At 64.1% G+C, this 23,929-nt stretch carries 16 protein-coding genes and 1 tRNA gene; 7 read left to right on the forward strand and 10 right to left on the reverse strand.

Annotation, left to right across the window (positions count from 1 at the left end; genetic code table 11):
- Nucleotides 1–71 precede the first annotated feature (71 nt).
- Nucleotides 72–413 (reverse strand): DHCW motif cupin fold protein, encoded by a 342-nt coding sequence (locus BG83_RS0103295; protein WP_024975382.1) that lies wholly within the window; start codon nucleotides 411–413, stop codon nucleotides 72–74.
- A gap of 370 nt (nucleotides 414–783) precedes the next feature.
- Between BG83_RS0103295 and BG83_RS0103300 the strand changes: the two genes are divergently transcribed.
- Complete coding sequence (locus BG83_RS0103300) at nucleotides 784–2,067, forward strand: dicarboxylate/amino acid:cation symporter (RefSeq protein WP_024975383.1); 1,284 nt, start codon at nucleotides 784–786, stop codon at nucleotides 2,065–2,067.
- A gap of 60 nt (nucleotides 2,068–2,127) precedes the next feature.
- Here BG83_RS0103300 and murI read toward each other — a convergent pair whose 3' ends face one another.
- From murI to BG83_RS0103320, 4 genes are all read right to left on the reverse strand, one after another.
- Nucleotides 2,128–2,976 carry a glutamate racemase gene (gene murI / locus BG83_RS0103305; protein ID WP_024975384.1) on the reverse strand — a complete coding sequence of 283 codons (849 nt, stop codon included), beginning with the start codon at nucleotides 2,974–2,976 and terminating at the stop codon, nucleotides 2,128–2,130.
- Nucleotides 2,977–2,990: 14 nt separating this feature from the next.
- Nucleotides 2,991–4,514: a fumarate hydratase gene (locus BG83_RS0103310; protein ID WP_004634356.1), complete on the reverse strand. Its 1,524-nt coding sequence runs from the start codon at nucleotides 4,512–4,514 to the stop codon at nucleotides 2,991–2,993.
- A gap of 174 nt (nucleotides 4,515–4,688) precedes the next feature.
- Nucleotides 4,689–5,228, reverse strand: a complete 540-nt coding sequence (locus BG83_RS0103315) for a TIGR00645 family protein (RefSeq protein WP_024975385.1) — start codon at nucleotides 5,226–5,228, stop codon at nucleotides 4,689–4,691.
- A gap of 87 nt (nucleotides 5,229–5,315) precedes the next feature.
- The gene (locus BG83_RS0103320; protein ID WP_080693643.1) at nucleotides 5,316–6,275 is read right to left on the reverse strand and encodes a DMT family transporter; all 960 of its coding nucleotides are present in this window, start codon (nucleotides 6,273–6,275) and stop codon (nucleotides 5,316–5,318) included.
- A 203-nt stretch (nucleotides 6,276–6,478) separates the two neighbouring features.
- Between BG83_RS0103320 and acs the strand changes: the two genes are divergently transcribed.
- Complete coding sequence (gene acs, locus BG83_RS0103325; RefSeq protein ID WP_024975387.1) at nucleotides 6,479–8,461, forward strand: acetate--CoA ligase; 1,983 nt, start codon at nucleotides 6,479–6,481, stop codon at nucleotides 8,459–8,461.
- A gap of 22 nt (nucleotides 8,462–8,483) precedes the next feature.
- The gene (locus BG83_RS0103330) at nucleotides 8,484–10,547 is read left to right on the forward strand and encodes a sodium:solute symporter family protein (protein WP_024975388.1); all 2,064 of its coding nucleotides are present in this window, start codon (nucleotides 8,484–8,486) and stop codon (nucleotides 10,545–10,547) included.
- A 120-nt stretch (nucleotides 10,548–10,667) separates the two neighbouring features.
- Here BG83_RS0103330 and BG83_RS0103335 read toward each other — a convergent pair whose 3' ends face one another.
- The 4 genes from BG83_RS0103335 to BG83_RS0103350 form a co-directional block, all read right to left on the reverse strand.
- Nucleotides 10,668–11,471: a DUF4239 domain-containing protein gene (locus tag BG83_RS0103335; protein WP_024975389.1), complete on the reverse strand. Its 804-nt coding sequence runs from the start codon at nucleotides 11,469–11,471 to the stop codon at nucleotides 10,668–10,670.
- A 4-nt stretch (nucleotides 11,472–11,475) separates the two neighbouring features.
- Nucleotides 11,476–12,489, reverse strand: coding sequence for a hypothetical protein (locus tag BG83_RS0103340; protein WP_024975390.1), 1,014 nt, complete (start codon nucleotides 12,487–12,489; stop codon nucleotides 11,476–11,478).
- Nucleotides 12,490–12,805: 316 nt separating this feature from the next.
- Nucleotides 12,806–14,368, reverse strand: a complete 1,563-nt coding sequence (locus BG83_RS0103345; RefSeq protein WP_024975391.1) for a methyl-accepting chemotaxis protein — start codon at nucleotides 14,366–14,368, stop codon at nucleotides 12,806–12,808.
- Nucleotides 14,369–14,890: 522 nt separating this feature from the next.
- Nucleotides 14,891–16,894 (reverse strand): CocE/NonD family hydrolase, encoded by a 2,004-nt coding sequence (locus BG83_RS0103350; protein WP_024975392.1) that lies wholly within the window; start codon nucleotides 16,892–16,894, stop codon nucleotides 14,891–14,893.
- Nucleotides 16,895–17,420: 526 nt separating this feature from the next.
- Between BG83_RS0103350 and BG83_RS0103355 the strand changes: the two genes are divergently transcribed.
- The 4 genes from BG83_RS0103355 (at nucleotide 17,421) to BG83_RS0103370 (ending at nucleotide 20,835) form a co-directional block, all read left to right on the forward strand.
- Nucleotides 17,421–17,702, forward strand: a complete 282-nt coding sequence (locus BG83_RS0103355; RefSeq protein WP_024975393.1) for a DUF7696 family protein — start codon at nucleotides 17,421–17,423, stop codon at nucleotides 17,700–17,702.
- 130 nt (nucleotides 17,703–17,832) lie between these two features.
- Nucleotides 17,833–17,923: transfer RNA gene (locus tag BG83_RS0103360), tRNA-Ser, on the forward strand.
- 150 nt (nucleotides 17,924–18,073) lie between these two features.
- Nucleotides 18,074–18,541: a (2Fe-2S)-binding protein gene (locus BG83_RS0103365; protein WP_024975394.1), complete on the forward strand. Its 468-nt coding sequence runs from the start codon at nucleotides 18,074–18,076 to the stop codon at nucleotides 18,539–18,541.
- On the forward strand, nucleotides 18,538–20,835 hold the full coding sequence (locus BG83_RS0103370) for a xanthine dehydrogenase family protein molybdopterin-binding subunit (protein WP_024975395.1): 2,298 nt from the start codon (nucleotides 18,538–18,540) through the stop codon (nucleotides 20,833–20,835). The genes BG83_RS0103365 and BG83_RS0103370 overlap by 4 nt, the downstream gene beginning before the upstream one ends.
- Before the next feature lie 24 nt (nucleotides 20,836–20,859).
- On the opposite strand, the gene BG83_RS0103375 is transcribed toward BG83_RS0103370, so the two are convergent.
- Entirely contained in the window at nucleotides 20,860–23,862 is a 3,003-nt protein-coding gene (locus BG83_RS0103375; RefSeq protein ID WP_160169387.1) for an ATP-binding protein, read from the reverse strand.
- Nucleotides 23,863–23,929: the final 67 nt, after the last annotated feature.

Below are 23,929 nucleotides of genomic sequence, written 5' to 3' on the forward strand. Positions count from 1 at the left end.
GACCTTGATCTTGAAATCGCTTGACCCCGGTCAACCGGGGCCGCGTGCGACGCGGACACTGCGTGTCGCCATTAGTCGACGATGAACAGCCGGGCGCCGTTCCTGGTGTACGACTGATGGGCTTCCGCATCGTCGCCCACCTGATAGCTCATGCCGGGCGTGAGGATGAACTTGCGGCCATCTTCCAGTGTGGTTTCCAGTTCGCCATCCAGGCAGAACAGGATGTGGCCCTTCTTGCACCAATGGTCAGCCAGGTAGCCGGGCGTGTACTCGACCATGCGCACGCGGATGCGGTCCGGCTCGTCGCCAAAGTAGCGGGTGCGCCAGATCGCCATGCCGGTCTCGCCGGTGTGTTCGGTAGGTTCAACAGCGGACCAGTCGGTCGTGCCAAAGGCGAAGGGCGCCATCTTCATCGCGGGACTCCGGTGGGTGACGTAAGCCCATGATGGTATCAGCGGCTTACGTGGCGCAGGCGTCGCATTTCATATGCTCAAAAAGTCGCTTGTCAGTACGCCGCGACGGCATTGCGTGCGGCTCAATAATCCGCTTCTGACCGGCTGATTCCACTGCCCGTGCGGCATCGCAGCAAGGTGTCGACGGCGTCATATCAATGTATGCAGAAATTGCATGGTGCCATGCAACATCGACATAACGATCGTCATGCGCTTCTCTAATATCGTCGCTTTTTACAAAGCGTGACGAACTTGGGCCGGCCCTTGGCCCCATGAGATCCGCGTCTGCCGCGCGCCGTCCCTCCGGCCACGGTATTCCTTGGAGAAAGTCTTGAACACCAAACGTCTGACCTCCCATATCGGGCTGGCAATGCTGCTGGGCATTGCCGTCGGCTGGGGTTGCCACGAATATGCCAAGGACGCTGCGGCGGCCAAGGACATCGCTTCGTACTTCAGCATCATCACCGACATCTTCCTGCGCATGATCAAGATGATCATCGCGCCGTTGGTGTTCTCGACGCTGGTGACGGGCCTGGCGAGCATGAGCGGCGGCCGCTCGGTCGGCCGCGTGGGACTGCGCGCGATGATCTGGTTTGTATGTGCGTCGGCCACGTCGCTGGCGCTGGGCATGCTGCTGGTCAACTTCTTCCAGCCGGGCGTGCACATGAACCTCGCGCTGCCGGATGTGTCGGCCACGTCGGGCCTGAAGACGGGTGATTTCACGCTCAAGGCCTTCATTACGCACGTGTTCCCGCGCAGCATCGTGGAGGCCATGGCCACCAACGAGATCCTGCAGATCCTGGTGTTCTCGCTGTTCTTCGGCGCTGCGCTGTCGACGATGAAGAACCCGATGGACAGCGTGATCGGCCGTGGCCTGGAAGAGTTGACCAAGCTGATGTTCCGCATTACCGACTACGTGATGCGCTTTGCGCCGCTGGGCGTATTTGCCGCCATGGCCGCCGCCATCACGGTGGAAGGCGTGGGCGTGCTGTGGACCTACGGCAAGCTGATCGGCGAGTTCTACCTGGGTCTGGCGCTGTTGTGGTCGATCCTGTTCTTCGTTGGCTACCTGCTGCTGGGCCGGTCGCTGGGCCGCCTGCTGGGGCTGATTCGTGAGCCGACGCTGCTGGCGTTTGCCACGGCGAGCAGCGAATCCGCTTATCCGAAGACGATCGAGGCGCTGGACCGCTTTGGTGTGCCCAAGCGCATTTCGAGCTTCGTGCTGCCGCTGGGGTATTCGTTCAACCTGGATGGCTCGATGATGTACCAGGCGTTCGCGGTGTTGTTCATCGCGCAGGCCTACAACATCGAGATGAGCTTCACCCAGCAGGTCACGCTGCTGCTGGTGCTGATGCTCACGAGCAAGGGGATGGCCGGCGTGGCGCGCGCCTCGCTGGTGGTGGTGGCGGCCACGCTGCCGATGTTCCACCTGCCGGAAGCGGGTCTGCTGCTGATTATCGGCATCGACCAATTTTTCGACATGGGCCGCACGGCCACCAACGTGATTGGCAACAGCCTGGCCACGGCCGTGGTGGCGAAGTATGAGCCGGCAGAAGAGGATGCGGTGGCGGAAGCCGCTGAACCTGCAATGCAGCCGCAGCCGAACGTCGGTTGACGTTGAGCCAAGATGACAGCGCGCCGCCTTTCAGGGCGGCGTTGTCATATTTAGACGGCGTTATTCGGGCTGGTAAGCGAGCGAGGTTACGGCCGGGCTCAGGGGCGCGTCACCAATGTCGACGCGCTGTGCCATCGGCGCCTCACCCAGCAATGCCGCCACCATGGCTTGCAGCGGAAGCACGTCGCCGGTGCTCATGAAGCGTGGCGATGCGGCTTGGCCCGATGCCTGCAATCCCGCTGCCGCCAGCGTGCGGCCCAGATGGCGCGCGACTGCGTGACCGGTGTCGATCAATGTCAGCCGGTCGCCCGCAATCTCGCGGATGGCGTCTTCCAGAAACGGGTAGTGCGTGCAGCCGAGCACCAGCGTGTCAGCGCCCGCATCGAGCATCGGCTGCAGATACGCCTGCAGCAGCTCCAGCACCGCAGGCGAATGGGTATCGCCGCGCTCGATCAGGGGGACGAGGCCGTAGCCGGGTTGGCTCAGCACTTTGCAATCGCCAGAGGCAGCCGCCAGCAGGCGTGCAAATTTCTCGCTGTGCAGCGTGCTTTCGGTCGCGAGCACGCCAACCACACGGCTCTTCGACGTGGCAACCGCTGGCTTCAAGCCGGGCTCGACGCCAATCACCGGTACCGCGAGCTTTTCGCGCAGCACGTGCACAGCCTGCGCCGTGGCTGTGTTGCACGCGATCACCAGCGCCTTGCAGCCTTGGTCGACCAGCCATTCGCACACACGCAGCGTGCGCTCGGCAATGTATTCAGGAGATTTTTCCCCGTACGGGGCATGGCGGGAATCCGCCAGGTAGAGAAGCGATTCGGCCGGCAATTCGGCGCGAATCGCGCGCAGGACGGAGAGCCCTCCGAGGCCGGAGTCAAAAACTCCGACCGGTGCCTGCGCGCGTGTCGTCATATCGCGTGAACGGATCAGCCTGCTGCAACGGGAATCTTGCCGATCTTCGCTTGCCATTCCGCCGGGCCGGTCTTGTGGACCGACGTGCCCGAGCTATCGACGGCGACGGTGACGGGCATGTCCTTCACGTCGAATTCGTAGATGGCTTCCATGCCCAGGTCTTCAAACGCCAGCACCTTGGAGCCGCGGATGGCCTTCGATACCAGGTACGCCGCGCCGCCCACGGCCATCAAGTAAGCCGACTTGTGCTTCTTGATGGACTCGATGGCGACGGGGCCGCGCTCGGCCTTGCCCACCATGGCAATCAGGCCCGTCTGGGCGAGCATCGTCTCGGTGAACTTGTCCATGCGTGTAGCCGTGGTCGGGCCTGCCGGGCCGACAACTTCATCGCGCACCGGGTCGACCGGGCCGACGTAGTAGATCACGCGGTTGGTGAAGTCGATCGGCAGCTTTTCGCCCTTGGCCAGCATGTCGGCGATGCGCTTGTGGGCGGCATCGCGGCCGGTCAGCATCTTGCCGTTGAGCAGCAGCGTCTGGCCCGGCTTCCACGAGGCAACTTCTTCCGGCGTGAGGGTGTTCAGATCCACGCGCTTGGACGTTTCGGTGTTCGGCGCCCATTCGACCTTCGGCCATTGCGACAGGTCCGGCGCTTCCAGCTTGGCAACGCCGCTGCCGTCCAGCGTGAAGTGCGCGTGACGCGTGGCGGCGCAATTCGGGATCATGGCGACCGGCAGGTTGGCCGCGTGGGTCGGGTAGTCCAGGATCTTCACGTCGAGCACGGTGGCCAGGCCGCCCAGGCCTTGCGCGCCAATGCCCAGCGCGTTGACCTTTTCGTACAGCTCGATGCGCAGTTCTTCAGCGCGGTTGCTCGGGCCGCGGGCGATCAGGTCTTGAATGTCGATCGGCTCCATCAGGGCTTCCTTGGCCAGCAGCATGGCCTTTTCAGCCGTGCCGCCAATGCCGATGCCCAGCATGCCCGGCGGGCACCAGCCGGCGCCCATGGTCGGCACGGTCTTGAGCACCCAGTCGACGATCGAGTCCGAAGGATTCAGCATCACGAACTTCGACTTGGCTTCGGAGCCGCCGCCCTTGGCTGCGACGATCACATCCACCGTGTCGCCCGGCACGATCGACATGTTGATCACGGCCGGGGTGTTGTCCTTCGTGTTGGTGCGCTTGCCGGCCGGGTCGGCCAGCACGCTTGCGCGCAGCTTGTTGTCGACGTCGTTGTACGCGCGGCGCACGCCTTCGTTGACCATGTCTTCGAGGCTCATCGTGGCGCCGTCCCAGCGCACGTTCATGCCGACCTTCAGGAACACGGTGACGATGCCGGTGTCCTGGCAGATCGGACGCTTGCCTTCAGCGCACATGCGGCTGTTGGTCAGGATCTGCGCGATGGCATCCTTGGCCGCCGGGCTCTGCTCCTGCTCATAGGCACGGCCCAGAGCAGTGATGTAGTCCATCGGGTGGTAGTAGCTGATGTACTGCAGGGCGTCGGCGACGCTCTGGATGAGGTCTTCTTGACGAATGACGGTCATGGTGGGGACCAACGTGTAGGAATGAGAAACCGGGATGCGGCAGGGCATTGATCTGCACTACGCACCGGCAGCGGGCGCTGCCGGTTCAGAATAGCCTGCGATCATACACCCAATGTCGGCCACGGATTGTCCGACCGGTTTCGTCGGGCTCGCCGCGCCGACAGGGGCACGGCGTCAATGTGCGTCGGCAGCCCCGCCGTGCGGATGCGCATGCGAAACGATGCGGTCTACCCACGCCATCACCAGCGCGGAAACCAGGAACGCCACGTGGATGACCACCTGCCACAGGATCGTGTGCGTGTCTTTCTGGGCCGCGTCGATGAACGTCTTGAGCAGGTGGATCGACGAGATGCTGATCAACGCCATCGACAGCTTCACCTTCAGCACGCCCGCGTTGACGTGATCCAGCCATTCGGGCTCATCTTCATGGCCCTCGATGCCGAGCTTGGACACGAAGATGTCGTACCCGCCGATGATCACCATGATCAGCAGGTTGGAGATCATCACCACGTCGATCAGGCCCAGCACGGCCAGCATGATCTTGGTTTCGTCCAAGTCGCCCAGGTGCGCAACCAGATGCCAGACCTCGACAATGAACAGATACACATACGCTGCCTGGGCGATGATCAGCCCCAGGTAAAGCGGCAGTTGCAGCCAGCGGGAAAAGAAGATCAGGCGCGGAATCGGGCGCAGCGGAGCGATGGGCGACTTCATGGGAAACGGGGCCGGGTGAAAAACGCGTGATTGTAGCGTCCCAAGTTTGCCGAACCGCTGATTGGAAGACGGCTGCCGCCCACTGCGCTAGTCGCGGTCCAGTGACGGATCGAGCGGGTCCAGCGGGTCTGCCACACGCGCGCGGCGCGCTGGATAGCGTGGCCGTGCCGGCCAGCTCGCAACGAGGATGCCGGCCACCACGCAAGCCAGCGCAATGCCGTGCGGCCAGCCCGGCGTCTCGCCCAGGGCGACGATCCCGTAGGTGGCTGCCGCAATCGGCAGCACCGAGGTGAATACGCCCGCAAGGTGTGCTGGCACATGCCGGATGCCCTTCATCCACAGCCAGAACGAGAAGATGCTGGCCGACAGCGCATACCAGAGCACAAGGCCCCAGATGGGCAACGGCACGCCTGACAGATCGAAGGTGAGCAGGGGCACCAACCCCAGGGGCAGCATCAGCAGGCCGCCGATCAGGTGCGTGTACGCGCAGATCTCGATGGCGGGCAACGTTTGTGTCAGTCGCCGCGACAGAATGACGTAGATCGACTCGCATAACACCGCGCCCATCACCAGCGCATTGCCCAGCAGCGCTTGCGCGGCATCGGCAGTCGCCGCGCCCGAAGATTCGCCCCCGCGATAGGCGTTGAGAATGGCGACGCCCGCCACCGCCAGCGCCACCGACACCAGCGTGCGCCCCGACGGCTTCTCGCGCAGCACGAGCCACGACAGCAGCGCCACGGTGGCCGGGATCGTGCTCGTGATGATGCCCGCGGCCAGCGCCGAGGTCAGCCGCACGCCGTTGAGCATCAGCAGCGTGAAGCCGAACGTACCAAAGAATGCCTGGAGGAACAGGTTGGTCCACTCGCCGCGCGTCACACGGCGCATGCGCGATGGCTTGTACCACGGCGCCATGCAGACGATGGCAATCAAAAAGCGCAGCAATGCAAACAACATCACCGGCATGACGGCGACGATCGATTTGCCGAAACCGACGTTGCTGCCGACCAATGCCATGGCAGCAATCAGAAAAAGGGCGTGGATGGGCACGATGAGGAATCAGTGGAAACCGGCACGGGACGCGGCTCTCTGGCCGGCTATGTTGCGTTGCGATGCGTGCCGTAACATGAAGTGACGCATTATAGTAATGCCCTTCACGTCGGTTTGCCGCGCAGAAATGCGTAAGGCTGGAGTCAGGTCAGCCCCTTAGATTCGCCGCAAAACGACTACAGACATCGCTATCAGGAGACACCATGGCTGGCATTGAATCTGTCCTGCAGGAAACGCGCGTGTTCGACCCGCCCGAATCCTTTGTCAAACAGGCAAACATCGCCGGCATGGATGCGTACCGTGCGCTGTGTGCCGAAGCCGAGCACGATTACGAAGGCTTCTGGGCGCGCCTCGCACACGAGCATCTGCTGTGGCACAAGCCTTTCAGCAAGGTGCTGGATGAGTCCAACGCACCGTTCTACAAGTGGTTTGAAGACGGCGAACTCAACGCCTCGTACAACTGCCTCGAACGCAACCTGGAGAACGGCAACGCCGACAAGGTCGCCATCATTTTCGAGACCGACGACGGCAAGGTATCGCGCGTCACTTACCGCGAACTTCACGCACGCGTCTGCCGCTTCGCCAATGGCCTGAAGGCCCTGGGCATCAAGAAGGGCGACCGCGTCGTGATCTACATGCCGATGTCGATCGAGGGCATCGTCGCCATGCAGGCGTGCGCGCGCATTGGTGCCACCCACTCCGTCGTGTTTGGCGGGTTCTCGGCCAAGTCGCTGCAGGAACGCATCGTCGACGTGGGCGCCGTGGCGCTCATCACGGCCGACGAGCAGATGCGCGGCGGCAAGGCGCTGCCGCTCAAGGCCATCGCCGATGAAGCGCTGGCCATGGAAGGCACCGACGCCGTCAAGCATGTCATCGTCTACCGCCGCACCAACGGCAACGTGAACTGGGTGGAAGGTCGCGACCGCGCGATGGACGAGGTCGAAGCGGGCCAGCCCGACACCTGCGAAGTGACGCCGGTTGGCGCGGAACATCCGCTGTTCATCCTCTACACCTCGGGTTCGACCGGCAAGCCGAAGGGCGTGCAGCACAGCACGGGCGGCTACCTGCTGTGGACGTTGCTCACCATGCAGTGGACGTTCGACCTCAAGCCCGACGACATCTTCTGGTGCACGGCCGACATCGGCTGGGTGACGGGCCACAGCTACATTGCGTACGGCCCGCTCGCGGCCGGCGCCACGCAAGTCGTGTTTGAAGGTGTGCCCACGTATCCGAACGCCGGCCGCTTCTGGGACATGATCCAGCGTCACAAGGTCAACACGTTCTACACCGCGCCGACGGCGATCCGCTCGCTGATCAAGGCCGCCGAAGCTGACGAAAAGGTCCACCCAAAGCAGTACGATCTCTCCAGCCTGCGCCTGCTCGGTACCGTGGGCGAGCCGATCAACCCGGAAGCCTGGATGTGGTACCACACGAACATTGGCGGCGGCCGTTGCCCGATCGTCGATACGTTCTGGCAGACCGAGACCGGCGGCCACATGATGACGCCGCTGCCGGGGGCCACGCCGCTGGTGCCGGGCTCGTGCACGCTGCCGCTGCCGGGCATCATGGCTGCCATTGTCGATGAAACCGGGCACGACGTGCCGAACGGGCAGGGCGGCATCCTCGTCGTCAAGCGTCCGTGGCCGTCGATGATCCGCAACATCTGGGGCGACCCGGAGCGCTTCAAGAAGAGCTACTTCCCGGAAGAGCTGGGGGGCAAGCTGTATCTGGCGGGCGATGGCTCCATCCGCGACAAGGACACCGGCTACTTCACCATCATGGGCCGCATCGATGACGTGCTGAACGTCTCGGGCCACCGCATGGGCACGATGGAGATCGAGTCGGCGCTGGTGGCGAACCCGATCGTGGCCGAAGCCGCTGTGGTGGGCCGTCCAGACGACATGACGGGCGAAGCCATCTGCGCCTTCGTGGTGCTCAAGCGCTCGCGTCCCGATGGCGAGGAAGCCAAGCAGATCGCCAACGAGCTGCGCAACTGGGTTGGCAAGGAGATCGGGCCGATCGCCAAGCCAAAGGACATCCGCTTTGGCGACAACTTGCCCAAGACGCGCTCGGGCAAGATCATGCGCCGCTTGTTGCGCTCGCTGGCCAAGGGTGAGGACATCACGCAGGACACGTCCACGCTTGAGAACCCAGCCATCCTCGATCAACTGAAGGAAACACGCTAACCGCCAGCGCTGGTCGCCAATCTTGGCCGCCGACACCCAACAAGACAGCCGCTTTCGCAAGCGGCTGTTTCTGTATTACGGGCTCTATACCGTAGGGCTGCTGCTCTTCATCGTGATGATGGGCGCGATCGAGCGCGTGCGCGGCGCGGGCGTGTGGCTGGGCTATGTGTTCCTGTTCGTCACGATTGCCATCTATGCGTGCATCGGGCTGATCTGCCGCACGGCGGATCTGACCGAGTATTACGTGGCAGGGCGCCGCGTGCCGGCGTTCTTCAACGGCATGGCCACGGCGGCTGACTGGATGAGCGCCGCCTCGTTCATCGGCCTGGCGGGCATCGTGTTCGCTTCGGGCTACGAGGGCCTCGCTTACGTGATGGGCTGGACGGGCGGCTACTGCCTCGTCGCTTTCCTCCTGGCGCCGTACCTGCGCAAGTTCGGTGGCTACACGGTGCCGGATTTCCTGGCCAATCGCTACGGCAATGGCGAGCGCGGCGGCAGTTCTGTCGTGCGCGGCATCGCGGTGCTGGGCGCGACGCTGTGCTCGTTCGTCTACCTCGTCGCGCAGATCCAGGGTGTGGGGCTGGTGGTTACGCGCTTTATCGGCGTCGAATTTTCGGTGGGTGTGTTCTTCGGGCTGGCGGGCATTCTGGTGTGTTCGTTCCTGGGCGGCATGCGTGCCGTGACCTGGACCCAGGTGGCGCAGTACATCATCATGATCGTGTCGTTCCTGGGCGTGGTGTCGATCATCGGTTGGCATCGGTATCACGACCCGGTGCCGCAGCTTTCGACGGGCCGCCTGCTGCTGCAGATCGAGAAAGAGGAACAGCGCATCGCGCACGACCCTGCAGAGCAGCACGTGCGCGACCAGTTCCTGAGCGAGGCGCAGGCGCTGCAGGAACGCATTTCGCAACTGCCGCAGTCGTTCGAGCATGCGCGGGAAACACTGAACACGCAGCTCAAGCTTGCACGCGAACGCAATGCGCCGCTGCGCGAGATCAAGGCACTGGAGCGCCAGCGCGAAGAATTTCCTCCAGATGCGGCCACCGCGTCGATCCTCTGGAATCAGCAGCGCGAAGACGCCCTGGCACGCAGCCGCATGGCGCCGCCATCCATTGAGCCATTTCCGTCGGCGTCGCAAAACGAGCGCGGCACCGAGCGGCTGAACTTTGTGCTCCTGGTGTTTTGCCTCATGGTCGGCACGGCCAGCCTGCCGCACATCCTCACGCGCTTTCACACCACACCGTCGGTGCGCGAGACGCGCAATTCCGTGAGTTGGACGCTGGTTTTCGTGGCGCTGCTGTATGTGTCGGCGCCGGCGCTGGCGGCGCTCGTCAAGCTTGATCTGCTGCAGCACCTGGTAGGGGCGCCGTTTGCCGACCTGCCTCAGTGGATCGTGCCGTGGCGCAAGGTCGACCCGCCCGTGTTTGCACTGCATGACATCAACGGCGACGGCATCGTGCAGTGGGCGGAGGTGATGATGCAGCCGGACATGGTTGTGCTGGCCGCGCCCGAGATTGCGGGGCTGCCGTACGTGTTGTCCGGGTTGATTGCGGCGGGCGCGTTGGCGGCGGCGCTGTCGACTGCCGATGGCCTGCTGCTGACCATCGCCAACGCGCTGTCGCACGATGTGTACTTCCACATGATCGACAACACGGCCAGCCACCAGCGGCGCGTGACGAGCGCCAAGGTGGTGCTGCTGGGCGTGGCGCTGCTGGCGGCTTATGTGACGTCATTGAAGCCGGGCAACATCCTCTTCCTGGTTGGGGCGGCTTTCTCGTTGGCGGCGTCGTGCTTCTTTCCGGTATTGGTGCTGGCCGTGTTCTGGAAGCGCACCAATCGTGCCGGTGCCATCGCGGGCATGCTGACGGGGCTGGCCGTGAGCGTGTACTACATCATCGCCAACTACCCGTTCTTCACCCGCATGACGGGCGTGCTTGGCCAGCCGTGGTTTGGCGTCGACCCAATCGCCTCCGGTGCGTTCGGCGTACCGGCCGGTTTTGTCGCCGCGATTGTCGTGAGCCTCGTGACCAAGCCGAACCGGCCGGTGATCGACAAACTCGTCGGCTATATTCGCGATCCGCAGTAAAAAAGCCGGCTCCCGACGAGCCGGCAAAGGGCAGGACCGAAGCGTGGGGGCTCCGGCCCTGGGGCTGACCTCTCCCGCCAGCCCACAACACGAGTGGGGCAGCGCGGCGAGGCGGCGCGCTCAGTCGGGCAAGGGATGCGCCTGCGGCTTGTCGTTCGATAACGTCTGGATGGCCCGCTCCAGCGGTGCCGCACTGACGCTGACTTCGCCTGCAAAGGGCCGGTCCACGGCCAGCACAAAAAAGAACGCCAGGCCCAGCGTGGTCGCCCACACGGCCACCAGCGCCATGTGAAAGCGCGTGGCCGGCAGCGCATAGAGCAGCAACAACGAAAGGCCGCTGGCGATCAGCATCACGCCCCAGAGCGTGCTGGGCATGGCGGCTTCCAGGTTCTGCAGGCGTTTCTCCCGGTACTTCACCATCTCGTTGACGCGGGCGAGCACTTCGATCAGCAGCACGCGTTCGCGGTCGTCGCGGGGCGTGATGCGGTTGGCCGTGGCGAACATGTTGTTGAACGCAGCCTCCGTGTCGGCGTCAGGACGCGCTTGCTGCTGCATGCTCGGCCATTCGTCACGGACAACGTGCTCCAGATAGGTGATCAGCTCGCTTCGCGCGGTTGTGGCGCTCAGGTGCGAGAACGCCGAGAGATCGCGCGCGAGTTCCGTGGCGCACGCAGCTTCGGCGGCGACGATGTCGGCGGCGGCTTGATACGCACCCCATACCGAGATGGCCGAGAAGGCGACCAGCAGCGAGTTGATGGTCGTGACGGCCGTCATCATGGCGATGGTCATGTTGCGCTGTTCGGCGTCGAGCGTGACTGGAAAAACGCGGCGAAACAGCGCGTAGCCGCCCAATGCTACGAACAGCGTGGCGAAGACGATGATCGCGCCCATCGCCCATGCGGGGATGTTGTAGAGGAACAGCATGAGGTCACTCCTTGGATGGCCGGTTGGAGGCAGAGGGGGGCGCAGAAGCCGGCGGGTCGCTGGCGGCGAGCATGGCGCGCGTGAAGTCGGCCAGGCGTTGGCGCATCGCCTCGGGTGAGGCGTTGCTGTCGAACGACTGTTGCAGATCGATCAGGTTGGCTGCGAGTTCGCTTTGCCACTGCGTGCGCTCGCTGGCGGCGCGCGCACGGTAGGTCTGCATGGCAGCGTCGGCATCGGCCGAGCGGTCACCGCGTACGAGCGTTTCGAGCGCGTCCACCAGCCGCTGCAGCAGCCGGTGCACAGCGGTGGCAGAGAAGCCGCCCAGCATCGCCAGCGTCGGTTTGCCGAAGTTGTGCATGCTGCCCCCGTCGAACAGATGCGCCGGCAGCATCTCGACCAGGATCAACCCGGCAATCACGCCGAGGATCAACCGTGCGCAGTAGGAGGCGTCGTACTTCGGGTCGTAGGTGGCGGCAGCCACATAGCGATGTGCCTGAAACAATGTCGCAAACGACGCGCCCAGCCCCGCGCAGAACAGCAGGAAAAGCGTGTTCCATAACAGAGGCGCGCCGTCCGAATCCAGGAAACCCCGGTCGATGTTTGCGCTCGACACGTCGGGCGACATGCCGGTGGCAATCACGGCGATCAGGAAGACGATCGCAGCGCTGGTCAGCAGCCGTATCAACGGCACAGGACCGAGCCATGGGAACGGATGATCGCTGCGATGCTGTGCGTCGAGCAGCGTGACGGCTTGCGGGGTAGCCGGCGCGATGGCGGCCGCAAGTTTGCGGTGGATGGCGGCCAGCGCGTGGTGCGGTGTGGCCTGCGGCGGCATCTGCCTGTCGATGAGCGGGCCGAGCTGGGCGATGAGTTCCGGCGCGACCGGCAAGCCGTGGTGCAGGGCGTAGCGGGCCATCGCTTCGCATTCTTCACGCAGTTGTTCAACGAGGGGCGGGATTGGTTGTGGCTGCGGTGCCGCACGCGGGCGCAGCCAATGCGCGAAGCCGAGCGGGATCATGCGGGCCTCCCGTCGTTAGCTGGCGTGCTCGGCAGGATGATGGAAAGCGAGCCGCGTTGCAGGTGTGGGCTGTTGTGTCGCATGGTGGCTTTCGTCGGCAGGCTGGGCCGTGCACGGCCCCGGCTTGCCCCGTTGCTTGTTGCACACGGGGCCAGTCCACTTTGCGTCGCGCGTGCGAGCCCGCCAATGCAGCGGAAGTCACGAACGACGGCCTAACGAAAGACACAGGACAGAAAAGAGAAAACGCCCGCGGCCTTTCGGCGGCGGGCGCAATGACAGCTTGGAGAAGACAACTACGACGGTGACCGTGCTCCGATCAGGCGCGTGCGGCGTGCGGATCGACGCGGAAGAAGGACATCGCAGCGTTCAGCTCTTGCCCCTGGTCCTGCAGCGATTGCGATGCGGCTGCGGCTTCTTCCACCAGCGCCGCATTGCGCTGTGTGACTTCATCCATTTGCGAGATCGCCTGATTGACCTGTTCGATGCCGCGCTTCTGCTCGACGGATGCGGCGGCAATTTCTTCCATGATGTGCGTGACCCGGGCCACGGCTTGCGTGACCTCCGTCATGGTCTCGCCGGCTTCGCCCGCCAGCGTGGAGCCGTCGTGAATGCGCTCTACCGACGAGGCGATCAGTTCTTTGATCTCCTTTGCCGCCGTTGACGAACGCTGCGCCAGGCTGCGCACCTCGCTGGCGACCACTGCAAAACCGCGCCCCTGCTCGCCTGCGCGTGCGGCTTCCACGGCGGCATTCAGCGCGAGGATGTTGGTCTGGAACGCGATGCCTTCGATGATGCCGGTGATGTCGGCAATCTTGCTTGAACGGTCGCTGATGTCCTGCATGGTCGACACGACCTGGCCGACGACCGTGCTGCCCTTGAGCGCCACTTCCGACGCGGTAGAGGCCAGCGCGGTGGCGTGCTGGGCGTTGTCGGCGTTCTGCTTCACAGTGGAAGTCAGCTCTTCCATGCTGGCGGCTGTTTCTTGCAGCGACGATGCCTGTGCTTCCGTGCGCTGGCTCAGGTCGGCATTGCCCGCCGCAATCTGTTTGGCTGCGCCGGCGACGCTTGTGCTGCTGTCGCGTACCTTGTCGACGATCTCCGTCAGGCGGCCGTTCATGTCACGCAGGGCAGAGAGCAGGTGGCTCGTCTCGTCCTTGCCTTGCACCTGGATGCGACTGCTCAGATCACCGCGTGCCACCGTCCGGGCGACATCCACAGCGGTGCGGATCGGCTGCGTGATCGAGCGCGTGATGATGATGCCCGCGATCACGGCCAGCAGCACCGCGCCGATCGACAGGCCGGCCAGCAGATTGCGCTGCATGACGTACTGCGCCTCATACGCTTGCACGAGCTGTTCCTGGCGCTCGTGCGTGTACGTGGCATACGCGTCGGTGGCCTTGATGAGGGCGGCCAGCAGCGGGCGGCACTCGTTGTCCATCTTCTGGATGGCTTCGTCGTGTTTGCCGGCAAGTGCCAGCCCGACGATGTCGGTCGCCACGGGGCCGTACTGGGCTTCCACGCGATTGATGTCTTCCACCAGCGTACGGGCGCGGTCGTTGGCGTCCTTGGCGCCCGCAATCATGTCGTTGAGCTGCTTGAGCTTGCTCTTCACATCGTCGTGCGCCCGAAAGACGTCAGCCTTCTCCAGATCCAGGTCTTTTTGCGTGACCACGAGGACCAGGTTGCGTGCCGCAATGGCGCGCCGATCCACCGCCGTGCGTACGTCGTTTGCAACGTCTGCGCGGGCGCTGATGCCGTGCACGTAGTTCGAGAACCCTTCCGTCGATTCGGAGAGTGCCCGCAACGACATGCCTGACACCACGACAACAATGGCGGCCAACACGCCAAAGCCCGCCCTGAGCTTGGCTTTGATGGTCATCTGAAAAAGGTTCACTGTGTCCTCCGGTTTGCTGACTGAATTGAGATGCGGTCGCGCACCGGAGCGGCTAGGGAAAGACGGTCGACGACCACGTTAGTTATGTGCAAGGGCTGCGTACTTGAGAGAGGCAGGTTATGTCACGATGTGACCGGTTGTTTTCGTCGGATATCCCGGTCTCCACGGGGTTATCGGCATTGAAAAGAAAATCCTGAATAACATTCTTTCTGAGCGTTTTCACTTAATGCAAATCGGGGGCCTTTGTTTTGCCGGTGAAACCTTATCTGGCAAGGCCTGGGGTGCCATCGTTTCGAATCGTGAGACGGATTATGCGGGCTGAATGGTGCCAACGTTCTCCTACTCTATTTGCGTTATTTATATTCAGATATCGATATTTTCACTACACTATTCACGGTGCGTAGTTTTACGGATGGATTTGGCGGATTACATATTTTGGTGGTGCCTGGTATTTAAAGAAAACGGCCCGCGAAGCGGGCCGTTACATCACCGAGGACTGCGCGCTTGCTACAGCGCCGTGGCCGGCACCACAGGCAGCACCACCTTGGATGGATGGGCTGCATCGCTATAGACCGTCAGCACACCGATGAGCGAGTTGAGCAGCGAGGGCAGCGGCGGCACGCCTTGCGGCAAGTTGCTGGCGCCCACGGCCACCCGCAGTTTGTGCCCCTTGGCGATGAGCGCACTCGTCGGGAACACCTCGACCGGCATCATCACAGCCTGACCGGGCATGAGTGCCTGCGCGGAGCTTGGGGTGAACGGATGCCAGGGCTGGATCATCAGGCCATTCATCGTGCGCGAACGGCTCGCGTCCACCGCGCGCAGCGAGGCTGTCTGGAGGCCGTCAGTGAGTGGCGTGACGTTCCCCGCAGCGTCCACGTCGTCAATGCGTACCGAGACGCCGGCGTCCAGCGCGGTGGTCGAGATCCAAACATCCGCCTCAATCGGCCCGTTGAGGTAGACATCCGCCGGCATGGGTGGCGTCTCGAACTTCACATCGGCGGCTTCAGCGATGGTGTCGTCGGTCTGGCACGGTAGCGGGAGGAAACCCGTCAAGCCGGCCGTCCATTGCGACAGGCTGATCGAGCACGCACCGTTCAGCGGCTGCTGCGCGACCATGTTGGGCGCCTCGTTGGCGGCCGGCGCGGTGGCCGACAGGCTCTTGTCGCCACGCAGGAAGAGCTGCTGAGCCTGCACCTGCGGATGCGGCCAGTCTGTAGCAGTGGCGTAGTGGCCGAAGCCGGTCACATATTGCGTGACGTTGGGAAGCGCATCGGCGCCCACGTTCATGCCTTTGACGTACTGATCAAACCATTGCAACTGAATGTGGTTCAGCGGCGGCACGCCATCGACCGGCAACCCGCTGCCCAAAGCGGCCTGCAGGTGCGTCCACGGGCCGATCAGCAGCTTGGCCGGTGCCTGCGTCTTGATGCTCTCGTACGTGAGCGGTTCACTGCGCTGGAAAAGATCGTGCAGGCCGCCCACCACGAAGGTCGGCACATTGATCTTCCCGTCGTTTTCCAGCGGCGAGCGCGTCGCCCAGAACGCGCCGTCATAGGCAGTGGCGGTTGTGCCGAGCAGCGCCTGGACCATGATTGGCAGCTGGAACGTCGTGACCGCAGACACTAGGTGCTGCAGCACGGCCGGCAAACCGATGGTCGGGTCTGTCACCAGCGTCGGATCGGTCAGGCTCAGCACTGACACCAGACCGAACCACGCCGGTATGAACGTGAGATTCGTCTGCCCACCCGTGAAGACGATGTCGCGGTAGCCATCACCAATCGGCACGATGGGGAAGGCCGCCTTGACCGCCGGATGGTTCTGCGCCGCCGTGATCACCGTTGTGATGCCGAGGTACGACACGCCGTAAAGGCCGATGGCACCGTTGCTCCACGATTGCTGCGTCACCCAGTCGACCACGTGGCCGTAGTCGCTTTGCTCATCGGCGCCAAAGGCATCCCACGCACCCTGCGACTGGCCGGTGCCGCGCACGTCCACCACCACGGTCGCATAGCCGTGCTGAACGATGTACGGATCGGCCGCGCCCAGCGCTGCGCCAATCGAGGCTTCGTATTGCGCGTTGCCGCCGTTGTACGAGGTTTGCACGAGCACCGTCGGAAAGGTGCCCGTCGCGGCTTTACCTGATGCGTCAGCCGGCAGTGTCACGTAGGCAGCAAGCTTGGTACCGTCGGGCATGGTGATGTACTGCGTGGGCTGCCGCGCGACGCCCGCGTAGAGCACGGGCGGGTTGTAGTCGACCCACTTCGCGCCCGCGTTGCTCTTGATGGACGTTCCCGGTTGCGCCGGTGTGGCACGCGTACCGAGCGTGGTCCAGTTGACTGCGGCCGGCTGCACCGGCTGTGTTGGCTGCATGGTGTTTGAATCTGCGGGGATGCTGTTGGCGACGGTCGAGCCGTCACCGCCGCCGCAGCCCGACAGCGAAAGCGCCGCGCACAGCAGCGCCGACATCAGCATGCGGTTGCGCCGCACGCGTGGGTTGCCCATTTGCATGGGGTGTCTCCTCTTGAATGCTTTTGTTGTGTGTGGGGGATGGCCGGCGCGCCGAGGGTGGCGGCACGCGGCCGATCGCTTCTGGTTCGGAAGCGGAGCAAGCGAAGAGGCCGGCGCAGAAGAGGGGTGGGTGACACGACCGATCGCGCGCCAGCGGGCTTGGGCGCACGGATAAAGCACCAAGCATGCCCACGGCACGACACCCGCAGATGGCGCTGTACGGCGGTGTGGTATGTGTTTCTGGGCTCGGAACGCTACCGGCGTTACGTAACGTTCCGCGTAACGAGGGGCCTGATGCAGCCGTTTTCATATGAGGAATCCGCACCCCACCAATGGAGGGATGCTGCCCGCGAAGCCGCATCAACAGGGTGTTTCAAACAGATCAAAACGACAATGCGTGCATGCAAAAAGCGCGCATTGACCGGCTCAGTGGTGTTGGCATGGACGTTGCGTATTCAGGCTGCGCGCCCGGCACAGGGCGCCACACGAAGAGCGCAACAACAGCACAGACAGCAAGGGGGCCATCATGAATCGCACCATTCAAGACGTCGAAATTGCCGCTGCCATCGACTCGGACCTGCTCCGCCGCCGCGAGCAGTTTGCCGGTCAGCCCGCCGCGTGGCGGGTGTGGTCAGAAGCCGCGCACGTTGCCACATTGAATGAGCGCGCACGCACGGCGTTTATCGAGCACGTAGCCAATAGCCGCGGTGCCGATATTGCCCTGCGCCTGCTGCTGAAAGCGCAGTCGATTCGCGATCAGATTACGCAGACCCTGCTGACGAGCGAGACGCAAGCCACGCTGCATTGAGTTACGCGAGGGGATGCCGACCGCGCAAGACGTGTCGGCGGTGGGGTACAAAAGGCCTTGTCGGGAGACCGGGCCTTTTGTTTGAGCGGACCTTGGCGAGCCCGTACGGTGTGCTACAATCGCGGGCTTCGGAGAGATGGATGAGCGGTTTAAGTCGCACGCCTGGAAAGCGTGTATAGGTTAATAACCTATCGGGGGTTCGAATCCCCCTCTCTCCGCCAGGAATCCAAGGCCCGAGCGCGCAAGTGCTCGGGCCTTTTTGCATTCCGGGCGGTTGCCATGTCGAGGTGGACCACTATTGCTGACATCAGCCGTTTGAACGTACGCTTGGCTAGCAAAAAAATCACAAGAGCCAAGGAGACCACCGCCCCATGGATTTGGACGTCAACCACAAACCGGTCAGCGTTGATTGCGACCCGGCCACGCCCCTGCTGTGGGTGCTGCGTGATCATTTGAATCTGACCGGTACGAAGTTCGGCTGCGGCATTGCGGCGTGCGGCGCATGCACGGTGCACGTGGACGGCGCGGCCGTGCGGTCCTGCGTGCTGCCTGTGGCGGCTGTGGCCGGCAAGCACATCACCACCATCGAGGGACTTGCCGGCGGCGAGGGCAAACGCCACGCACTGCAACAAGCCTGGATAGACGAACAGGTGCCCCAGTGCGGTTACTGCCAATCCGGCATGCTGATGGCCGCGGCGGACTTGCTGGCCCAACACCCCGATCCGAGCGATGCCGACATCGATGCAGCCATGACCAACATCTGCCGCTGCGGCACGTATCCGCGCATGCGCGCTGCCATCAAGCGCGCTGCCAAGGCGTTGCGGGAGGGCCGCGCATGAACGCGAAATCAACGAAACCGCGTAGCGGACGCCGCCGTTTCCTGCTCGGCGCGCTTGGCATTGGAGGCGCACTGGTGGTGGGTTGGGGCGTGATGCCACCGCGCAGCCGCGTGGGCGACGCGAGCATCTTCCCCGAGCACAACGGTGAGATTGCGCTGAACGGCTGGATCAAGATCACGCCCGAAGGCAACGTCGTGCTCGCCATGCCGCGTGTGGAGATGGGGCAGGGCATCCACACCGCGCTGTCGATGCTGGCGGCGGAAGAGCTGGACATTCCGCTCTCGCGCGTGAGCATCGAAAGCTCGCCCGTGGAGCGCATCTACGGCAACGTCGTGGCCATGGGCGACAGCTCGCTGCCGCTGCATCCTGATAGCGCCGACAAGACCTGGGCTCGCGCGCTGCACTGGATCATGGCCAAGAGTGCGCGCGAGATCGGTCTCATCATTACCGGCGGTAGCAGCAGCACCGCCGATGGCTGGCAGCCCGTGCGCGAGGCTGCCGCCACAGCGCGTGCAGCACTGGTGCAAGCCGCAGCGCGCGAATGGAACGTGTCGGCCGCGGAGGTCAGCATCCGCGACGGCCAGTTGATTGGCCCCGGCGGCAAGCAATCCACGTTTGGCGAGATGGCCAAGTCGGCGCGTGGTATTTCGGCGCCGTCCAACGTCACGCTCAAGCCGGCTTCGCAATACCAGTTGATCGGCAAGCCGGCGCCGCGCAACGATCTTGCTGCGAAGACGGATGGCAGTGCGCGCTTCTCCATCGACACGCGTCTGCCCGGCATGCTGTATGCCGCCGTCGTGATGTGCCCCGTGTTTGGCGGCAAGCTCAAGACGTTTCAATCGAAAGCGGCGCTTGGCATGCCGGGCGTGCGTTACGTGGTGCCGTTTGAGGGCACTGCCGGCGGCGCACCCGGCGTGGCGGTGGTGGCCGATCACTACTGGCAGGCGCGTCAGGCGCTGGCAACGATCGAGCCCGTGTGGGACAACGGCCCGCATGCCAAGCTCGATTCGGCAGGCATTCGGCAGCAGCTCGTCAGCGCGCTCGATAGCGACAAGGGTGGCTTCACGTATCGATCCATGGGCGATGGCCTGAAAGCCTTCGACAAGGCCGATGGAGCTACCCTCGTCGAGGCCGAATACACAGCGCCGTATCTTGCGCATACCACGATGGAGCCGATCAACTGCACCGCGCAAGTCACGCAGGACGGCGTGCATCTCTGGGCGCCCACGCAGGTCGCCACGCTGGCGCAGCTCGTGGCGGCACGCGCGGCAGGTGTGAGCGGCGACAAGGTGCATATCGACATCCCGCTCATCGGCGGCGGCTTCGGGCGGCGGTTGGAATCGGATTTCATCGGCCAAGCCGTCACCATCGCCACCAAGACCGATGGCAAGCCCGTGCAGGTCATCTGGTCGCGCGAAGAGGACGTTCGCCACGACTTCTATCGCCCGCAAGCCATCGCCCGGCTCAAGGCGCGTGTCGAGAACGGCAAGGTCACAGCGATCGCGTCGCGCAGCGCCGGCCAATCGATTCTGGCGGGCGAGCTTGATCGTCTCTTCGGTGCGCCGTCGGCGGGTATCGACCGCTACACCGCTGAAGGCTTGTTCGACTTGCCGTACGAAATCGAGCACGAGCACGTCGCGCACCTGGCAGTCGATCTGCCGATTCCCGTGGGGTTCTGGCGCAGCGTTGGCCACTCGTATAACGGGTTCTTCATGGAGGGCTTTCTCAACGACGTGGCGGCCGCTGCCAAGCTTGACCCGCTGGCGATGCGGCGTGATTTGCTGAAGGCCCATCCGCGTGAGCTGAAGGTGCTGGATACAGCCGCACAGGCAGCCGGCTGGGGGCAACCGCTCGCCCCGGCGGCCGACGGTGCCCCACGCGCGCGCGGCATTGCGCTGCATCCGAGCTTCGGCTCCGTGGTCGCGCAGGTGGTCGAGGTGTCGATGAAGGACGGCAAGCCGCGCGTGCATCGCGTCGTCTGCGCGGTCGATTGCGGCACGGTGGTCAACCCGGGCATCGTTGCGCAGCAGATGGAAAGCGCGGTCATCTTTGGCCTGACGGCGGCGCTATATGGCCGGATCGACATCAAGGACGGCCAGGTCGTGCAGTCGAACTTCACGGACTACCCGGCGCTCAAGATGGCCGAGGCGCCCGTCATTGAAACGCACATCGTGCCGAGCACGGCAGAACCCAGCGGTATGGGCGAGGTGGGTGTGCCGCCAATTGCGCCGGCAGTAGCCCACGCCGTGGCGCAGTTGACGGGCAAGCCGGTGAGGCAGTTGCCCATCGTCTGACGGTCTGCTGCAACGTCGTTGAACTCACAGCAGCGCATGGCGGATGGCAAACGCTGCCGCCTCCGCCCGGTTGGCGCTGTGCGTCTTGCTCAGGATGCTGCTGACGTGGTTTGCGACTGTGTTGGGGCTGACGAACAGCTCAAGGGCAATCTGGCGGTTGCCCTTGCCCTGCGCAACCAGGCGGAGCACCTGGGCCTCGCGTCGGCTCAACCCCGCAGGATAGTGCTCGACCGGAGCAGTCTTGACCGACGCTCTGGCGGACTCGATGCGCGCCAGCAAGCTGGCCATCCCGAGCGTTGCCGCTTCGTCTTCTGCGGCGCTCAACAAGGCATCGGCGCGATCGAGATCGCTCGGCTCGCCGCGGCGTAAGAGCATCTGCGCAAAGTCCAGCCGCGTGCGCGCGAGGGCCGGCCTTGCACCTTGGCGTTCGTTCATCTCCAGGGCGGCCTGAAAATGTTGCTGCGCTTGCTGCCAGTTGCCCATCGTTGTGGCCAATGCACCCAGGATTGCGTCAGCTGCGCCGAACGAGGCGATCGCGGTGCCGAACACCAGGTTGCGCCTACTGAACGGGGCAAGTAGTTGGTACAGCGTCGCCGCCCTGGCGGCGTCGCCAAGCGCATGGCACACGATGGCCAGATACGTGAGATTGGCTACCCAGACACCATCGCGCGCGATCGTGAGGAAGTCGGCGTTGGCCAGCGTGTCAAACGTCTTGCGTGCTGCCTCCAACTGACCAAGCTCTGCGTGCATCAAGGCGATGCCCGGCTGCCAGATGTTCATCGCGCTGGTGTGCTCAACGAAATGTTCGACCAGAGGCGCCACCTCGTGCAGCCGGCCCTGTTCGCGGCGCAGCATGAACATCTGGACACCGTAGACGCCGGCGGCATCCATGCCGGGCATGCGCCGCGCGATCTCGTAAGCGTTGGGGATCAAGCGCTCTGCATCGGCAAAGCGCCCTTCGAACAGCGCATGCATAGCACGCGACATGCTGGCGGTGTAATGGATGAAGGGCTGGCGCAGCGTCTCTCCACCGCGCTCGTATTCCTCAAGATTTGCTCGCCAGGCTGCCATGTCGCCGAGTTCAAAGTCATCGAAGAAGCGCCACGCACGTGTTGCACACATCAGCGTGCGGTCGCCGGCCTGCCGGGCCAGTTCGTAGGCTTCATCCGAGGCGGCGATGCGCTCGGCAATGTGCTCCTGTTGCCAGCGCAGCGACACGGTCGCAACCAGGGTGTCGGCCAGTGTTGCGGGGTCTCCGGCCCGGCGTGCCACTGCGATGGCCTGCTCATGCACCCGGTTTGCTTGTGCCTCCTCGCCGCTGAAGATGAGAGCGCGCGCCAGGGCGCTCAACAGGCGGGCGCTCATCACGGGCTCGTCGCTGCCCTGGGCAGCGAGGGCCTCGCGCAGGAGTTCGGCTGCGGGGCCGCCGGGCAGTCCTGGCGCCCAACTCGCGGTTTCGAAGCCAAGCGCGGCGTGGGCGAGTTCCCTTGCGTTGCCGTACTCCGCGCTCAAGCGAGCCGCCTCCTTGAACGTCTGCATGGCCTGGAGCCAATCACCGGCATGGCTGTGCGCGGCACCTAGCGCATTGAGCAGGCCGCAGCGTGTCTCGCGCGCCAGGCCACTGCCAGCGTCCATGGCCTGCAGTGCCATCTGGCAGTAGCGTGCCGATTCTTCGTGCGCGAGCTGGCGGTCGGCACGCCGTGCCGCACGTTGCGCGTAATCCACCGCGAGTGCGGCGTCCCCTCCGGGCAGGGCGGCCCAGTGGTGATAGGCCAGCGCAGGCAGATGCGGCTCGGGGTCGTCGCCGTGGATCATCTCGATGGCACGCGCCAGCTTCAGATGGAGCCGGCTGCGCCGGGGGATGGGAATCTCGTCGTAGAGGGTCTCGCGAAACAATGCGTGGGCAAAGTGATAGTGGCCGGGGTCGCGCAAGGCCTCGACCACGCGAGCCTGCAGCGCTTCGTCGATGGCTGCGCTGCAGATCTCTTCGTCGACATCGCCGGCCAGCGCGGTCAGCAGACGGAATTCGAATGCGCGGCCGATGACCGCCGCTGCGGTAAGCACCTTATTCGCGTTCGTGGACAGGCGACTCAAGCGGCGCCCGATGACCTCCTTGATGCCCTCCGGAATGCGCAGTACGTAGCCCGTGCTGGCGGACGAATTTTCCTGCGCCAGCAGACGGGTCATTTCACCCACGAACAAGGGGTTGCCTTCCGTTTGCGAATGGACCGCATCGACCAGTGCGGGGGCGACGGTCGTATCACCAGCCAGTTCCATCATGTGCGCTGTTTCCGCATGGGTCAGCCCCCTCAGGCGCAACCGTTCGAAGCGTGGTTGGCGCGCCAGTTCGCCCAGCGTGGCCGACAGCGGGTGCTGTCTCGATAGCTCGACATCACGGTACGTCACGAGGAGCAGAATGCGATTGCTGCACAGGTCGGGGGCAAGAAATTCGAGCAGGCGCAGGGACGACGCGTCGGCCCAGTGCAGGTTGTCGAGGATGAGCAGCAGCGGATGTTGTTGTGCCGCGCGCTGCCAGAAGGTGTTTACGGCGTCGAACAGCCGGAAGCGCGCCTGCGCGACTTCGGTACCTGGCGTGGCAACTGCGCGATCACGCACCGGATCGGGCAGCCGATCGGCAAGGTCGGGCACGATTTCCGCGAGCGGCGCTACCCCGCAGGCCAATGCTTGGTGGACGCTGTCTTCGTCGTGCGAGGCAATCCAGCTCCGCACCAGTTGTTGCCAAGGCCAGTAGGGTGGTGCGCCGGGCTCCTCGTTACAGCGGCCCCAGAGCACTTGCATGCCGTGTTGCTCGGCCTGTTGGGCAACAATTTCGGCGGTGCTCGTTTTGCCGATGCCGGGTTCCCCAGCCAACGCCGCGATGCCGCCCCTGCCGTCTTGCGCTCGCGCCAGCAGGCGGCCCAGTACCTCGAGCTCACGCTCGCGGCCAACGAAGTGCGTCATCGCTGGCGCACTGGCGGTGTTGCGGGTGCTGTCGCTTAGCGCTGCAGATTCAGCCGGTAGCGGCATGCCGCAGCCGTCGCAAAACCTCGCGTCGGGTCGGCACAATCGGTGGCAGCGAGCGCAATGCATGGTT

It is taken from the genome of Ralstonia pickettii, assembly GCF_000607165.1.
GTDB lineage: Bacteria > Pseudomonadota > Gammaproteobacteria > Burkholderiales > Burkholderiaceae > Ralstonia > Ralstonia holmesii.

Bases quoted from the DNA above. Each gene is read 5' to 3' on its own strand.
- BG83_RS0103295 (WP_024975382.1), bottom strand. From the start codon at position 413: ATGAAGATGGCGCCCTTCGCCTTTGGCACGACCGACTGGTCCGCTGTT.
- BG83_RS0103355 (WP_024975393.1), top strand. From the start codon at position 17,421: ATGAATCGCACCATTCAAGACGTCGAAATTGCCGCTGCCATCGACTCG.
- acs (WP_024975387.1), top strand. From the start codon at position 6,479: ATGGCTGGCATTGAATCTGTCCTGCAGGAAACGCGCGTGTTCGACCCG.
- BG83_RS0103365 (WP_024975394.1), top strand. From the start codon at position 18,074: ATGGATTTGGACGTCAACCACAAACCGGTCAGCGTTGATTGCGACCCG.
- BG83_RS0103310 (WP_004634356.1), bottom strand. From the start codon at position 4,514: ATGACCGTCATTCGTCAAGAAGACCTCATCCAGAGCGTCGCCGACGCC.
- BG83_RS0103370 (WP_024975395.1), top strand. From the start codon at position 18,538: ATGAACGCGAAATCAACGAAACCGCGTAGCGGACGCCGCCGTTTCCTG.
- murI (WP_024975384.1), bottom strand. From the start codon at position 2,976: ATGACGACACGCGCGCAGGCACCGGTCGGAGTTTTTGACTCCGGCCTC.
- BG83_RS0103375 (WP_160169387.1), bottom strand. From the start codon at position 23,862: ATGCCGCTACCGGCTGAATCTGCAGCGCTAAGCGACAGCACCCGCAAC.
- BG83_RS0103350 (WP_024975392.1), bottom strand. From the start codon at position 16,894: ATGCAAATGGGCAACCCACGCGTGCGGCGCAACCGCATGCTGATGTCG.
- BG83_RS0103335 (WP_024975389.1), bottom strand. From the start codon at position 11,471: ATGCTGTTCCTCTACAACATCCCCGCATGGGCGATGGGCGCGATCATC.
- BG83_RS0103340 (WP_024975390.1), bottom strand. From the start codon at position 12,489: ATGATCCCGCTCGGCTTCGCGCATTGGCTGCGCCCGCGTGCGGCACCG.
- BG83_RS0103345 (WP_024975391.1), bottom strand. From the start codon at position 14,368: ATGACCATCAAAGCCAAGCTCAGGGCGGGCTTTGGCGTGTTGGCCGCC.
- BG83_RS0103315 (WP_024975385.1), bottom strand. From the start codon at position 5,228: ATGAAGTCGCCCATCGCTCCGCTGCGCCCGATTCCGCGCCTGATCTTC.